Annotated in this window: 12 protein-coding genes; 5 read left to right on the top strand and 7 right to left on the bottom strand. The window is 72.3% G+C overall.

Annotated features, from left to right (window positions below; all coding sequences use genetic code 11):
* Window positions 1-5 precede the first annotated feature (5 nt).
* From ngcE (ACGFIG_RS14240) to ACGFIG_RS14230, 3 genes are read right to left on the bottom strand one after another with little or no spacing between them, the layout of a single operon-like run.
* Window positions 6-1442: an N-acetylglucosamine/diacetylchitobiose ABC transporter substrate-binding protein gene (ngcE, locus tag ACGFIG_RS14240; protein WP_393002675.1), complete on the bottom strand. Its 1437-nt coding sequence runs from the start codon at window positions 1440-1442 to the stop codon at window positions 6-8.
* Between the two features lie 26 nt (window positions 1443-1468).
* On the bottom strand, window positions 1469-2218 hold the full coding sequence (locus ACGFIG_RS14235; protein ID WP_393002673.1) for a sugar isomerase domain-containing protein: 750 nt from the start codon (window positions 2216-2218) through the stop codon (window positions 1469-1471).
* Window positions 2215-3177, bottom strand: a complete 963-nt coding sequence (locus ACGFIG_RS14230) for a MurR/RpiR family transcriptional regulator (RefSeq protein WP_393002671.1) — start codon at window positions 3175-3177, stop codon at window positions 2215-2217. Before ACGFIG_RS14230 ends, ACGFIG_RS14235 begins: the two co-directional genes overlap by 4 nt.
* Window positions 3178-3368: 191 nt before the next feature.
* Between ACGFIG_RS14230 and ACGFIG_RS14225 the strand changes: the two genes are divergently transcribed.
* A complete protein-coding gene (locus tag ACGFIG_RS14225) occupies window positions 3369-4358 on the top strand; it encodes an N-acetylglucosamine kinase (protein WP_393002669.1) in 990 nt (329 codons plus the stop codon).
* Window positions 4359-4560: 202 nt separating this feature from the next.
* Here ACGFIG_RS14225 and ACGFIG_RS14220 read toward each other — a convergent pair whose 3' ends face one another.
* The 3 genes from ACGFIG_RS14220 to ngcE (ACGFIG_RS14210) form a co-directional block, all read right to left on the bottom strand.
* Window positions 4561-5469 carry a carbohydrate ABC transporter permease gene (locus tag ACGFIG_RS14220; protein WP_393002667.1) on the bottom strand — a complete coding sequence of 303 codons (909 nt, stop codon included), beginning with the start codon at window positions 5467-5469 and terminating at the stop codon, window positions 4561-4563.
* On the bottom strand, window positions 5466-6374 hold the full coding sequence (locus ACGFIG_RS14215) for a carbohydrate ABC transporter permease (protein WP_393002665.1): 909 nt from the start codon (window positions 6372-6374) through the stop codon (window positions 5466-5468). Before ACGFIG_RS14215 ends, ACGFIG_RS14220 begins: the two co-directional genes overlap by 4 nt.
* A gap of 63 nt (window positions 6375-6437) precedes the next feature.
* The gene (gene ngcE, locus ACGFIG_RS14210; protein WP_393002663.1) at window positions 6438-7853 is read right to left on the bottom strand and encodes an N-acetylglucosamine/diacetylchitobiose ABC transporter substrate-binding protein; all 1416 of its coding nucleotides are present in this window, start codon (window positions 7851-7853) and stop codon (window positions 6438-6440) included.
* A gap of 194 nt (window positions 7854-8047) precedes the next feature.
* Here ngcE (ACGFIG_RS14210) and ACGFIG_RS14205 point away from each other — a divergent pair, with 194 nt between their 5' ends.
* Together ACGFIG_RS14205 and ACGFIG_RS14200 are read left to right on the top strand one after the other, a co-directional pair.
* Window positions 8048-9631 (top strand): acyltransferase, encoded by a 1584-nt coding sequence (locus tag ACGFIG_RS14205; RefSeq protein WP_393002661.1) that lies wholly within the window; start codon window positions 8048-8050, stop codon window positions 9629-9631.
* A 127-nt stretch (window positions 9632-9758) separates the two neighbouring features.
* The gene (locus tag ACGFIG_RS14200; RefSeq protein ID WP_393002659.1) at window positions 9759-10754 is read left to right on the top strand and encodes a hypothetical protein; all 996 of its coding nucleotides are present in this window, start codon (window positions 9759-9761) and stop codon (window positions 10752-10754) included.
* 62 nt (window positions 10755-10816) lie between these two features.
* On the opposite strand, the gene ACGFIG_RS14195 is transcribed toward ACGFIG_RS14200, so the two are convergent.
* Window positions 10817-11509 (bottom strand): Tat pathway signal sequence domain protein, encoded by a 693-nt coding sequence (locus ACGFIG_RS14195; RefSeq protein WP_393002657.1) that lies wholly within the window; start codon window positions 11507-11509, stop codon window positions 10817-10819.
* Window positions 11510-11885: 376 nt separating this feature from the next.
* On the opposite strand from ACGFIG_RS14195, the gene ACGFIG_RS14190 reads away from it, so the two are divergent.
* Together ACGFIG_RS14190 and ACGFIG_RS14185 are read left to right on the top strand one after the other, a co-directional pair.
* Complete coding sequence (locus tag ACGFIG_RS14190; RefSeq protein ID WP_393002655.1) at window positions 11886-12662, top strand: TetR/AcrR family transcriptional regulator; 777 nt, start codon at window positions 11886-11888, stop codon at window positions 12660-12662.
* A gap of 306 nt (window positions 12663-12968) precedes the next feature.
* Complete coding sequence (locus ACGFIG_RS14185; protein WP_393002653.1) at window positions 12969-13598, top strand: DUF6230 family protein; 630 nt, start codon at window positions 12969-12971, stop codon at window positions 13596-13598.
* Window position 13599: the final 1 nt, after the last annotated feature.

Below are 13599 nucleotides of genomic sequence, written 5' to 3'. Positions count from 1 at the left end.
CCCGATCAGCGCTTGAACTTGGTGGTGGAGCTGTCCTTCTTGATCGCGTCGGCCCGCTTCTGGATGCGCTCCACGAAGGCGTCCGCCTTGATCCGGCCGAACATCAGCTCGTTGGTGGCCGTGCGGACCTCCGTGTCGAGCTCCTTGTACCAGCCGTCGAAGTAGATGTTGAACACGTCCTGGCCGGCCGCCTTGAGCGCGGCCTGCGAGCTGGCCACACCGGGCGGGAAGGCGAAGCCGTCCGAGCCGGCGGTGACCACGGTCGGGGCCTTGACCGTCTCGGTGAAGCCCTTCGCGCCGGCCACCGAGAGCATCCGGCGCATGTACTCCAGGCCGCCCTTGGGGTTCTTGCTCTTGGCCGAGACGAAGTAGCCCTCACCGGCGGTCGCCCGCAGCGCCGTCGCCGGCAGCTTGTCCGCCGCGGACAGGCTCGGCACCGGCATCATCTGGTAGTCGAAGCCGGACGGGGTGTCCTTCTTCTGCTCGCCCTCCAGCCAGTCGCCGCTGGGGTAGAACGCCAGCTTGTACTGGTTCTGCCGCAGCTGCACGTCGGTGTGCTTGAGCCCCTCGAAGCTCTTGTCGACGTACTTGGCGCCGATCTCGGCCCACGCCGCGGCGGCCTGCTTGACCGCGTCCTGCTGCCAGGCGCCGTCCTCCAGGTTGTCGATGTTCTTCAGCACGTCCGTGCCGCCGATCTTCGCCGCGTGGGTGAGGATCACGTTCCACTGGTAGTACGCGGCGTTCGCCCCGGCGTAGCCGTACGGGGTGATGCCCTTGGCCTTGATCTTGTCGAGCAGGGCGGTGAACTCCGACCAGTCCTTCGCCGGCGCCCAGCCGTTGTCCTTGAACAGCTTGCCCGAATACCAGATGCCGAAGACGGTGGAGACGTAGTACAGGACGTACGGCTTGCCGTTGAAGGACCCGGCCTCGACGGTGCCCGGCACCACGGTGTCCCGGACCTTCTTGTTCGGGTCGTCGACCGACGGGGCGTCCCACAGCTCGGTGAGGTCCTGGAGCTGGCCGTCGGCGACCAGGGCGCCGAAGTCCATCATCTTCTCGCCGGAGTTGTTCACGAACTCCGGCGGGTTGCCCGAGGCGAACCGCGGCTGGAGCACCGTGGACACGGCCTGCGTCGACTGGTGCTTGATCTCGGCCTTCGGGAACGCCGTCTTGTACAGCGGCTGGTGCACGTCGGTGGCGTACTTCTCGCCGTAGCCACCGTTGAAGATGACCACCTCGATGGCAGCGTCCTCGGCGACACCGAGCGGGTTGGTGGCGCTCTTGGTGCCGCCGGCGACCTGCTCGTTCTCCTCGTCGCCACCGCTGGTCGCGCAGGCGCTCAGCAGGCCGATGGCCGGGGTGGCGAGCAGGCCCACCGCGGCGGCCCGGCGCAGCACGGTCCGGCGGCTCAGGTCGGCCGGGTTGTCGGGGGTAATCGGCATCGTCGTCTCTCCTTGGGATGTTCGGGTCAGGCGGTCCGCCGGAGGCGCCCGGCGTACCGCGACTCGAGGGCGTGGTTGTGCTCGTCCCCGCCGGGGACGTTGGCGGAGAGGTAGATAGGGGGTACCTCCCCGGCCTGGTGGAACCGTCGTACGACCTCGGCGGTCAGCAGCTGCGCCAGCAGCGCCGCGGTGACCGAGGAGACCGCACAGACCGCGCCGCCGCCCTCGAGCGGCAGCAGTGCGTCGCCGTACGGCGCGCCGTTGTCCAGCACGACGTCGGCGAGGTCGGCGAGGCGCCGGCCGGACGGGTGCCGTGGGGCGACCCGTGCGGTGTGCGCGACCGAGGTGACCGCGATCAGCGGGTGGCCGCGTCCGGTGACCAGCGTCGCCAGCTCGACCACGGAGCCGTTGATGCCGGACTGGGACGCCACCACGAACACGTCCCGCGGCTGCGGGGCCGCCAGCGCGTAGAGCTGATGGGCGACGGCGGGGTCGCGCTCCAGCTTCGGGTCGGCGAGCACGTCGCGCGGGGCGTCGCCGTGCAGCACCAGGTCGTGCAGGGAGAGCCGGTTGGTGGGCACCAGCCCGCCGGCCCGCGCGACCAGCTCGGCGGCGAACGCCTCGGAGTGGCCGGCGCCGAACGCCTGGAGCACCCCACCGGCACGCAGGCTGGTGGCGATCAGGTCGGCGGCGGCGCCGATCCCGTCGGCGCTGGCGTCGACGAGCCGGTCGAGCACCGGGCGGACGGCGTCGGCGTACGCCTGGGCGCTGATCATGCGCTGGCCCCCTTCGCGGCCTTGTGCCCGTCGACGGCCTGGGCGGTACGCCGGAAGGCCGCGTGGGCGCGGTCGTGGGTGCGCTGGGCGACGGCGATGTAGAGCAGGTCGAGCACGACCAGCTGTGGGTGCCGGGCGGACAGCGCGTCGGGGCGGAAGGTGGTGGCCTGGCTGGCGGTGAGCAGCACGATGTCGGCCAGCTCGGCCAGCGGCGAGCGCGGGAAACCGGTCAGCGCCACGGTGGTCGCGCCCCGGCTGCCCGCCTCGGCGAGCATCTCGATGGTCTCCCGGGTCTGGCCGGTGTGCGAGATGCCGAGCGCCACGTCGCCCTGACGCAGCAGGGCCGCGCTGGCCAGCCCCTCGTGCACGTCGTTCCAGGCCCAGGCCGCCACCCCGATGCGGTGCAGGCTGAACTGCATCTCCTCGCCGACCAGGGCGCTGCCGCTGGCGCCGAAGATGTTCACCCGCGACGCACCGGCGATGGCGACGGCGGCCCGTTCCACCTCGGCGAGGTCGAGCAGCGCGGCGGTGTCGTGCATGGCGCGGGTGTCGGCGGCCATGATCTGGTCGAGGACCCGGGAGAGGGGGTCGCTCGGCTGGATCTCGCGTCCGATGTCGACGGTCCACCCCGCCGAGCGGGCCCGGCCGGTCTCCGCGGCGATGCCCAGGCGCAGGTCGGCGTAGCCCTCGAAGCCCATCGCGCGGCAGAACCGGGTGATCGTCGCCGGTGAGGTGCCGCTGCGCTCGGCCAGCTCCACGATGGTCGCCCGGGCGGCGGCCTCGGGGTCGCTGAGCACGTGCTCGGCGACGCGGCGCAGGGCACCCGTCAGCTCGCCCACGCCGGCGCGGACCCGCGCCAGCACGCCGTCGGGGCCGACCCCGAGCGCCCCCCGTCGGTCGACCGCGACGGCGTCGACCACCGCGGTCCCCGCGGGGGTGTCGACCTCGTGATCAACCATGGGGCACCTTTTCGAAAAGAAGGTTAACTGTTAGTGGTAAAAGTTCTTACTGAAAGCCCCTCCGTGTCAAGACCATGGGCGAAGTTTTCAAACTGTTACCTGGCGCACACGCCCCGAGGCGCTCCGCCCCTTGCCCGCCGCGGCCGGGCCGACCAGCATGAACGCGGCGTCGATCGAAGGAGTGGCTGCGGATGTCCGACACCGTCGTGGTCGGTCTCGATGTCGGCGGTACGTCGACCCGGGCGACCGCCCTGGCCCTGGACGGGCGACGCTTGGGCAGCGGTCGGGCGGGCGGCGGGAACCCCACCAGCCACGGCGCCGAACGGGCCGCCGGCGAGCTGCTGGCCGCCCTGCGGGAGGCGCTCACCGACGTCGACCCCGCCCGGGTACGGGGCGGCACGATCGGGCTGGCCGGAGCGGGCCGACTCCTCGCCGACCCGGCCGGGCGGGACGCCTTCGACCGGGCCTGGCGCGACGCCGGCCTGCGCTGCCCGTACGCGGTGCACGGCGACGCGCTGGTCGCGTACGCGTCGGGCACCGCGAGCCCCGAGGGCACCGTGCTCATCGCCGGCACCGGGGCGGTCGCCGCCGGGGTCCGCGAGCTACGGCTCGACCGGGTGGCCGACGGTCACGGCTGGCTGCTCGGCGACGCCGGATCGGGCTTCTGGCTGGGCCGCGAGGCCGTCCGCCGGCTGCTCACCGACCTGGACCGGGCCCAGGCGCCGGGCGCGCTGGCGACCGAGGTACTCACCGCGCTGCTCGGCTCCGCCGAGGTGGCGGCCCGCCCCCGGGACACCGTCGACGCGCTGGTCCAGGCGGTCACCCGGCAGCCTCCCGTGGAGCTGGCCCGGCTCGCGCCCCTGGTGGTCGCCGCCGCGGTGGCCGGGGAGCCGGTCGCCGCCGGGCTGATCGACGAGGCCGCCGCGCACCTGGCGGCGAGCGCCGCGCGGATCCGACCGCCCGGTGACACCACCCCGGTCGTGCTCGGCGGCGGCCTGCTGACCGGCGACACCCCGCTGGCCGCTGCGGTCCGCGACGAGGTCGCCCGGCGGTGGCCGGACGCCCCGCTGCACTCGGCCGGCGACGGCGCCGCAGCGGCCGCCTGGCTGGCCGCCCGCGACCTGCCCGAGGTGACCGAACCGGTCGCCCTGCACGCCCGCCTGGTGCCGCCGACGTCCTGACCGGCCCGCCCACTGACCGGCCTCCCGATCGGCGGCGTCGCCCTCCCGGGCCGGCGCCCGGGGCCGCGACCGCCGTGGGTGGCCTTCCTCCCGACGACCGTCGCCCTCCCGCCCCTCGATCAGGGAGCGGGAGGGCGATGACGGTGAGGGCGACGGCGCGAGCCGCGCCTGCCGGCCGACAGGTGATCGGGAACGGACGAGGCTACTTGAGCTGGCCGGCGGTCAGACCCGACTGGATCTGCCTCTGGAAGAGGATGTAGACGATCAGCACCGGCAGCGTGGCGATCGTCAGGCCCGCGAAGAGTCCGCTGTAGTCGCCCTGGTAGCCCTGGCTGACCGCCAGGGCGGCAAGGCCCTGCGCCAGCACCCACTTGGAGTCGTCGCCCTGCATCAGCACCTGCGGCAGGATGAACTGGTTCCAGTGGTTGAGGAAGTTGAAGATCGCGATGCTGATCAGACCCGGTCGGGCCATCGGCAGCATCACCCGGAAGAAGAGCCGGAAGTGGCCGCAGCCGTCTATCAGCGCCGCCTCCGCGACCGCGGTCGGCAGGGTCCGGAAGAAGGCGGTGAGGAAGAAGACGGTGAACGGCAACGAGTAGGCGGCGTACACCAGCACCAGTCCGGTCCAGGTGCCGAAGAGGCCGGCGTTGCGCACCACGAAGAACAGCGGCACGAGGGCCAGGAAGACGGGGAACATCATCCCGCCGACGAACAGGTAGTAGAGGAACTGCCGGCCCCGGAACTCGTACCGGGCGAAGACGTACGCCGCCGTGGCGCCCAGCAGCATGGTCAGGGTGAGCGATCCGGTCACCACGATGGCGCTGTTCAGGAAGTACTGGCCGATGTGCGCCTCGGTCCAGGCCCGCGCCCAGTTCTCGAACCGCAGCGCGCCGGGCAGCCCCCACGGGTCGGAGAGGATCTCCTTGTCGCTCTTGAACGAGCTGAGGAACATCCAGAGCAGTGGGAGCGCGGTCAACGCGCCCCAGAGCAGCAGGAACCAGTGCGAGAAGACGTTGGCGACGCCGATGTCGCGGCGGAGCTTACGGGCCTGCGGCGTTGGCTGGTCCGCCACGGCGGTGCCGTCGGACGCGGTCCTGTCGAGGGTTGTCACGAGTACTCGATCCGATCACGCCGGGCGGCGCGCAGCGCCAGTGCCGCCACCGAGAGGGTCAGGAAGAACAGCACCACGCCGATCGCCGAGGCATAGCCGAACCTGCTCTCGCTGCCGAACGCGGTCTCGTACATCCGCAGGCCGATGACGTCGGAGGAGAAGTTGGGGCCACCGTTGGTCATCTGCTGGATCAGGATGAACCCGTCCAGGGCCGCGATCGCGAGGTAGATCCAGGCGACCTGCACGGTGTCCCAGAGCAGCGGAATGGTGATCTTGCGTAGGGTGGTCCACCGCGACGCCCCGTCGAGCATCACCGCCTCGTAGATGTCGCGCGGGATCGCCGACATCGCCGCCCCGAAGAGCACCACGTAGAAGCCGACGTTACTCCAGACCATCACCGCCAGTACGCACCAGAAGGCGAACCGGGGTTCACCGAGCCAGGCTGGCGTGGGCAGCCCGACGGTGCCGAGGGCACCGTTGAGCAGGCCGCTGTTGGGGTGGTAGACCTCTTTCCACAGCAGGGCGATGATGACCACGGAGAGCACCTGCGGGAAGAAGTAGACCATCCGGTACACGGATGTGCCGCGTACGCCGGTCACCCCCGCCCGGCCCTTGCGACCGCCCATGCTGAGCATCGTGGCGAAGAAGAGGCCGAGCACGATGGTCACCACCGGCACGATCGCGAGCAGCCACGCGTTGTTCTTCAGGGCGTTCCACACCCGTCCGTCGTCCAGCAGGCGCTCGAAGTTGGCCAGTCCGACGGAGTTGGTCTCGGCCGAGTAGCCGAGCCAGTCGGTGGTCGAGATCTGGAAGGCCTGCAGGTACGGCGAGAGCACGAAGATGCCGTAGAGCAGCAGCGGCGGCACCAGGAACGTGATGATCAGCGGGTACTTGCCATGTCTCACGAGAAGGACCTACTCCCCCAGCGGTGGGCCGGTGGGGGCGGACCCGCCCCCACCGGCCGGATGTCACGCGGCCCGCTTGTACTTCTTGACCGCGCTGTCCTGGGCGATCGAGTCGGCGCCCTTCTGGCACATGTCGAGGAACTCGGCCGGGCCGATCCGACCGCTGAAGAACTCGCCGCACGCGGCGTCGACGAGCTCACGCTCCAGCTTGCGGTAGTAGTTGTTGTAGACCCAGTTGAAGCCGTTGCTGCCGGACGCGTCCAGCGCCTTGCTCACGGTGCTGAGGCCGAACGGCAGCTCGACGCCTTCGGTCGACCCGGCCACCACGGTCAGGCTGGAGACCTTCTTGGTGAAGTCCTGGGCGCCCTTCTTCGACAGCATGACCCGGAAGTACTCCAGGCCGCCGGCCAGGTTCTTCGCCTTGGCCGGGATCATGAACGGCTCGCCGGCGGTGCCGCGGATCGCCTCGAACGGCAGTTTGTCGCCGCTGCCCAGGCTGGGCGTCGGCTGGATCGTCATGTTGAAGCCCTCGGGGGTGACCTTCTTCTGCTCGCTCTCCAGCCAGGAGCCGCAGGAGATGAAGGCGGCCTTGCCCTGGCACCACGCGGTCTGCGACTGCACGTGGTCGAGGCCCGGCGAGCCGGAGAGGATGTAGCCGTCCTTGACGATCTGGTGCCAGGCGTCCGCCGCGGCCTTCATCGCGTCGGACTTCCACGCGTTGGGCTCCAGGTTGTCGATCGCGGTGGCGACGGACGGGCCGCCGAACTTGATGGCCGTGGCGATCACCGGCCAGCTCATGTAGCGGGGGTGCTTGCCCGCGTACGTCCACGGGGCGATGCCGGCCGCCTTGATCTGCTTGCACAGGGCGATGTGCTCGTCCCAGGTCTTGGCGTACTGCCAGCCCCGGTCGGCGAAGAGCTTGGTGGAGTGCCAGATGCCGTAGGCGGTGTAGGTGTAGTTCAGCACCATGAACTTGCCGTCGTACGAGCCGACCTCGACGGCGCCCGGCAGCAGCGTGTCCTTGACCGTCTTGCCGGGGATGTCGAGGCTCGGCGCGGCGAGCAGCTCGCCCAGGTCGGCGATGGCGTTCTGGGAGACCAGGCTGTTGAAGTCGATCTGGTCCTTGCCGGAGTTGTTGACCACGTCGGGCGGGGTGCCGTCGACGAAGCGCGGCTGGAGGGTCTTGGCGATCTCCTGCGTCGCGGAGTGGTTGATCTTCGCCTTCGGGTACTTCTCGGTGTACATGGCCTCGTGGGCCTTCGCGTACTCCTCACCGAAGCCGCCGTTGAAGATCACCACCTCGAGGGGCGCGTCCTCCTTCACCCCGAGCGGGTTCTGCTCGCTCTTGGTGCCCTTGTAGGTCTCGGCGTCGCCCTTGTCGCCGCCACCGCCCGTGGCGCAGCCGGCCAGCAGGCCGGCGGCGGGGGTGGCCAGGAGGCCCGCGGCGGCGGTGCGCCGCAGAATGTCACGCCTGTTCATGGTCTCTCCTCGGATCGGTCCGGGCGGCCCGCCGGATGGGGGATGGCGACCGCCGCACGAGGCGCAGGGGAATTTGTCTTCAGTTCACAACATGTTGCTGAAGAATTTCTACGGCAGGAGGGCTCGGACTTCAACCCCCGGGGACCGAACCGTTATCAGCACCGGCCAGTTGGCGCCTGACGTAGCCTCGGGCCATGCGCCGCCTGCGGCAACTCGCCGCGCACACCCCCGCTGGTCGGCAACGCTACGTCGACCTGCTCCGGGCGCTCGCGATCGGCATGGTCGTTCTCGGCCACTGGGCGGTCGCCGCGATCGGCGAGGACCCCGGCGGCCGGCCGACGGGGCGCTCCGCGCTGCCCGAGCTGCCGTGGGCGTACCCGCTCACCTGGATCGCCCAGGTCATGCCGGTCTTCTTCCTGGTCGGCGGGTACGCCAACGCCGCCTCGCTGACCGCACGCCGGGCTGCCGGCGGCGACGCGACCGCCTGGCTGCTGGACCGGGGCGCCCGGCTGCTGCGTCCCACGACCGCGCTGCTGCTGGTGATCGCCGGTGGCGGCGCGCTCGCGTCCCTGCTCGGCGTCGGGGCGCCGCTGGTGCGTACCGTCGGCTGGTTCGCCACGATCCCTCTCTGGTTCCTCGCCGCCTACCTGATCGTGGTGCCGCTGACCCCGGCGATGCTCGCGCTGCACCGGCGCTTCGGCCTGCTCGTGCCGTCGGCGCTGGCCGCGCTGGTCGTCGCCGGCGACGTGGGGCGGGCGCTGGGCCCGGCCGAGCTGGCGGTGCCGAACTACGTCTTCGGCTGGCTGGCCGTGCACCAGCTCGGCATCGCCTGGCGCGCCGCCGACACCCGGCGGCACGCCGACGAGGGGCATCATGCCAACGAGGGACGTCACGGCGACGCCGGGCACGCCGACGAGGGACATCACGCCGACGCTGGACGTCACGGCGCCCGTCCAGGCCCGCACGCCGCGTCCGGGCGGGGCGGTGTCCCACCCCGCCCCGCGGGGGCAGAGTGGCGCCGGTGGCCGCTGTCCCGCCGCGCGGGCGCGGGGGCACTGCTGGGCGGGCTGGGCGCGACGGTGCTGCTGACCACCTTCGGACCGTACCCGGTGAGCATGCTCAACGTGCCGGGCGAGCGCCTGGACAACGCCGCCCCGCCCAGCCTGGCCCTGCTGACCCTGACCACCGCCCAGTTCGGGCTGATCCTGCTGCTGCGCGACCCGGCGGAGCGCTGGCTGCGCCGCTCCCGCCCGTGGCAGGCGGTGATCGCGGTGAACGCGGTCGTGCTCACCGTCTTCCTCTGGCACCTGAGCGCCGCGATCCTGCTGGTCGGCGCGCTGGACGCGGCCGGGATGCTGCCGACCCCACCGGTGGGGTCGGCAGCGTGGCTGGCCTGGCGGGTGCCGTGGGTGCTCATGCTGACCGTGGTGCTGGCCGTCCTGGTCGCCGTCTTCGGCCCCATCGAGGCCCGCACCGGCCGCACCGGCGGGGGTGGCGGCGGCGGTGGCGACGGCGGCGACGGCGGCGGGCGCCCCGGGCGGACCGCCGGGACCCCGGCCGGCGGGAGCGCGCCGGCCGGCCCCCGGTGGCGGGCCACCGTGCGCACCGCGCTCACCGCCGCCGGTTTCGCCGCCGTGGTGTACGCCCTGGTGCTCAACGCCCAGACGCCGAAGACGGCACCGGAGCCGCTGGGGGTGCCGACGCCGGCGCTGGTGGCGTACCTGGCCGGGGCCGGCACGCTGCGGCTGCTCAGATCCGGGTGGGCACGCCGGGGCTGAGCCGCCGTGGCGGGCTGCGGACGCCTTCTTCCCTGCCGCCGCGATGCCTTTCCGCCAGCGGCCGGCACCGGGCTGGCGGCCCGGTCGTTCGTCCCCTCAGCACCGGCTGCGTCGGTACGATCCGGCGGTGCGGACCGGTGAGAAGACGCCACCTGGCGTCCTGGCGCTGCCGACCGGCGCGGCGGGCACGAGCAACGAGACGATCGCGGCCGGCGTACGGGCCTGGGCGGGCTCGGCGCCGCTGCGTGCCCTGGTCGGGCACTTCGGCGGCGACTGGCCGGACGGGGAGCTCGCGGCGGTGCTGGCCGCGCTCGACGCCTTCTCTGCCCGGCACTGGGACTTCCGGGGTGGCCGCGAGCGCCCGGACGCCCGGGAACCCGCCTTCGACCCGGCCACCGCGCGGCTGGTGCTCGCCACCGCCGCCGCGCTGGGCATGGTCCGCCCGGCGGCGCCCGCCCGGTCCGAGTACGCCCACCTGGTCGTGCTCGGCGGGTTGGCGCACGCCTGCCAGCGGAGGGTCGCGTACGCGGCGTGGCTGCTGCGCGCCGGCATCCGGGTCACCGGCGAGGTGGCGGTGCTGGGCAGTTTCCGCCCCCTGTCCGAGGAGGAGTGCCGGAGCCTCAACACCGTCGGCGTCGCGCCCTGCGACACGGAGGTGGCGGCCTTGGACGCGGCGGTGCGGCGCGAGTTCGGGGTGGCCGCCCCCGTCGAGGACGACGGCCGCGACGCCGGGCACCCGCACCACTCCTGGTCGTCGCGCACGTACCGACCCGTGGACCGCCCGCCGGTGCGGGTGCTGGCCGCCCCGTCCAGCGACCCGGCGCGGCGCCGGGCGCACACGGCCGACACCCAGCGTTTCTGGGCCGAGCACGTCCGGCTGCGCGCGGGCGATCCGGTGCTCGTGGTGACCGCGCCGATCTACGTGCCGTTCCAGCACTGCGACGCGCTGCGTACCCTCGCCGTGCCGTACGGCTGCGCGATCGAGACCGTCGGCGTCGACCCGGCCCTGCCCGACCTGGCCGGGCTGCCCGAGCCGGCGCTCACCCCGGGACGCTACCTCCAGGAGATCCGGTCGGCCATCCGGTCGATGCGCGCCCTGCACACGGCGCTCGGCGACAGCTGACCGACGCACGGCCGGGGGCCGGCGTGCGGCGGAGCGCCGCACACCGGCCCGGTGGATCGCGGTCAGTTGACGTAGACGGGGCTGTTGCCCTGGGTGACGTCCCGCACGGGCGAGTACGTCGCGGAGAAGTACGCCGTGCCGAAGCAGAGGCTGGGGCCGGAGAACTTCGTCAGCGTCTGGTTGGTGAAGATGATCGAGTTGGTGGTGGTCGCCGTGCCGGTCAAGCTGTTGGTGCTGGTCCGGTACACGCAGGTGATGGGGCCGAGGAGCGAGTTCAGCACGACGGTGCTCTGGATCGGCGCCGTCGCCGTACCGCTGATCTTGACCACGCCGGCGCTGGTCACCGAGGTCGCGTACGGCAGGTTCTGCACGGCCACGCTCTGCACCCCGGTGGTGCCGATGACGTTGGTGGTGCAGCTGGTGAAGGACTGTGCCGTCAGGCTCTCGGTGGCGGTGCCGGGGGCGACCGGGTTGGTCAGCACCTTGGCGCTGAAGCTGGACGCGGCGCACTTCACGCCGGTGGTGCCCGTGGCGGAGGAGTAGAAGGTGGCGTTGGTGCCGGTCCTGAGGCTGGCCTGGATCACGTCGTTGACGGCGACGGCGGTGCCGCCCGGCGTCGGGTAGGTCAGCACGTTGCTGGCGAACGGTGCCGGCGCGGCGCCGGAGCCGGGAGCGGCGGAGCCCGGGGCGGCGGCGAGACCGGTCAGCAGCGCGAGGGTCGCGAGACCCACGCCGATTCGTCCGTACCTGTGCATGGTTCTTCCTTCCGGGAGGGACGGGGTGATCGGAGGCGCGGGAGGTTGCCCGCGTGGCGATCGGGGCCGTCGCGTGACGGACGGCGGTGGAGGTTGCCGGCGGCCGTCGGCGGCCGGGCGGCGGGTCGCGGGGGTGCTGCGACGTCAGCGGGCAGGCCGGGGTGGCGCACTGCGGCGCGGCCGCGTCACCTGCGTCTTTCCGGCCTTGGGAGGGCGCTGCTGTTCCGCGATAATGGCAGCCATCGAGCCCTCCATTCGATGAGTCGACGGGTGACCATCCGGAAGATCACCAACAGTGATGGGATCCCAACTGAGCGTGCAGAAAGTTATAAACCCCGGAGGGTCGCAAAGTCAATCGATTGGAGAGGCGGACGAGTTGACCACGCAGCGCCGCCCGCAACCGGCGCCGGCACCCCTGCCCGGGGCGCGCCCCGGGCGCGACCCCGATCGCGCGATCAAACGCGGCCCGCGCCGGCTCTCCGCCGAGGCGGTGGCCGCGACCCAGCGCGACCGGCTCTTCGACGGGCTCGTACGGGAGGTGGCGACGAAGGGCTACGACAACGCCCGGGTCACCGACATCTGCCACGCCGCCGGGGTGACCCGACCGGCCTTCTACGCCCTCTTCACCGGCAAGGAGGACGCGTTCCTCGCCGCGTACCGGCATGGCATCGCCGTGCTGTCGCAGCTCATGGAGAGCGCCTACCGGGAGGCCGGACCGACGTGGTCGGACGCCGCCCGCGCCGCGCTGCGCACCCTGCTGGAGGTGCTGGCGAGCGTGCCCGCCTTCGCCCGGATGGCACTCGTCGAGGTGGACGCGGCCGGCCCGGACGCCCGCCGGGAGCGCGACGCCCTGCTCGGCAGTTTCCGCCGGTTCTTCGCCGACGCGGGCCCCGTCCCGACGGCCGCCGACGTGGACCGGGACGCGCTGGTGTCCACCGTGGTCGGCGGGATCCACGCCACCGTCCGCAGCCGGGTGGCCCAGGGTCGCGCGGCGGAGCTGCCGCAACTGCTGCCGGTGCTCACCTACGCGGCCATCGCGCCCTTCCTCGGCACCGACGGCGCGGCCCGGGCGACCCGGGACGCACGCCCGGACGACGGCCCGGGGGCGACCGCGCCGTGCGCGCCGACCGGCGAGGCGGCCACCCTGGCCTGACCGCGACCCGGCCTCCCGACCGGGCTTCCCCGGTCGCCGGACACCCGATCGCCGGACACCCGGTCGGCGGGCAGCCGGCCGCCGGACGCCCGGTCGCCGGACACCCGGTCGCCGGGCAGCCGGCCACGGGGCAGCCGGCCGGAAACCGCAGCGGTTTTTCACTTTGGCCGTATTTGGCAGATACCGCCGCAACCAGCCGCCACCTGCCGTTGACCTGCGATTTACTCGACGGTAACTTCAGCCTGCGCAGACCCCACAGCCGATTTCCCATTGTCGCCGATGAATTGATCTCGAAAGGGAGACGCCATGTCGGATGAGCTCGCACCGATCGAAGCCGATCCGCCGCGCAGCGGCGTACGCTGGCGCCGGTTCGCCGTCACGCTGGGCACCGTCGTGGCGGGCGCCGCCGGCATGGTCGTGCTGACCGCCGAGGGCGTGCTGGGCGCGCAGTTCGCCATCTCCGGCATGCCGTTCACCGTCACCGCCGACAAGCTCACCGGCACGGGCTTCGAGCAGTTCGCCACCCTCGACCAGATGATCCCGGACAGCCCCAACCAGGGCGACACCGGCGGGCAGGTGCTGGTCATCGTCTCGGCGGTCGACAAGGCCGAGCTGACGAACCTCTGCCAGAGCATCAACCTGGGCGGCGTCTACCTGAAGATCACCGCTGGCGGCGACGGCAAGCCGGTCACCGCCCGCACCCTGGTCGTCGACGGCGACGAGGTCGCCGGCAACGCCTCCTTCAAGAACATCAACGTCGGGCAGGACGCCAGCACCCTCGACCAGGTGCCGGGCGTGAAGGGCAACCCCGGCGTCTTCGCCCAGCAGGCGGACACGGTCACCATCACCAACCTGCGGCAGAACAACTACGCCACCACGGCGGCCGTGTTCAACCTGCCCAACCTGCGCATGGCGTTCACCTCCGACGGCTGCTGAC

Source organism: Micromonospora sp. NPDC049048 (genome assembly GCF_043197615.1).
Taxonomy (GTDB): domain Bacteria; phylum Actinomycetota; class Actinomycetes; order Mycobacteriales; family Micromonosporaceae; genus Micromonospora.
This window is presented reverse-complemented; position numbering and strand designations above follow the sequence as displayed.

What these genes read in the sequence shown, in the direction of transcription:
- ACGFIG_RS14225 (WP_393002669.1), top strand. Translation starts at nt 3,369, where the DNA reads ATGTCCGACACCGTCGTGGTCGGTCTCGATGTCGGCGGTACGTCGACC.
- ACGFIG_RS14230 (WP_393002671.1), bottom strand. Translation starts at nt 3,177, where the DNA reads ATGGTTGATCACGAGGTCGACACCCCCGCGGGGACCGCGGTGGTCGAC.
- ACGFIG_RS14235 (WP_393002673.1), bottom strand. Translation starts at nt 2,218, where the DNA reads ATGATCAGCGCCCAGGCGTACGCCGACGCCGTCCGCCCGGTGCTCGAC.
- ACGFIG_RS14185 (WP_393002653.1), top strand. Translation starts at nt 12,969, where the DNA reads ATGTCGGATGAGCTCGCACCGATCGAAGCCGATCCGCCGCGCAGCGGC.
- ngcE (WP_393002663.1), bottom strand. Translation starts at nt 7,853, where the DNA reads ATGAACAGGCGTGACATTCTGCGGCGCACCGCCGCCGCGGGCCTCCTG.
- ngcE (WP_393002675.1), bottom strand. Translation starts at nt 1,442, where the DNA reads ATGCCGATTACCCCCGACAACCCGGCCGACCTGAGCCGCCGGACCGTG.
- ACGFIG_RS14195 (WP_393002657.1), bottom strand. Translation starts at nt 11,509, where the DNA reads ATGCACAGGTACGGACGAATCGGCGTGGGTCTCGCGACCCTCGCGCTG.
- ACGFIG_RS14205 (WP_393002661.1), top strand. Translation starts at nt 8,048, where the DNA reads ATGCGCCGCCTGCGGCAACTCGCCGCGCACACCCCCGCTGGTCGGCAA.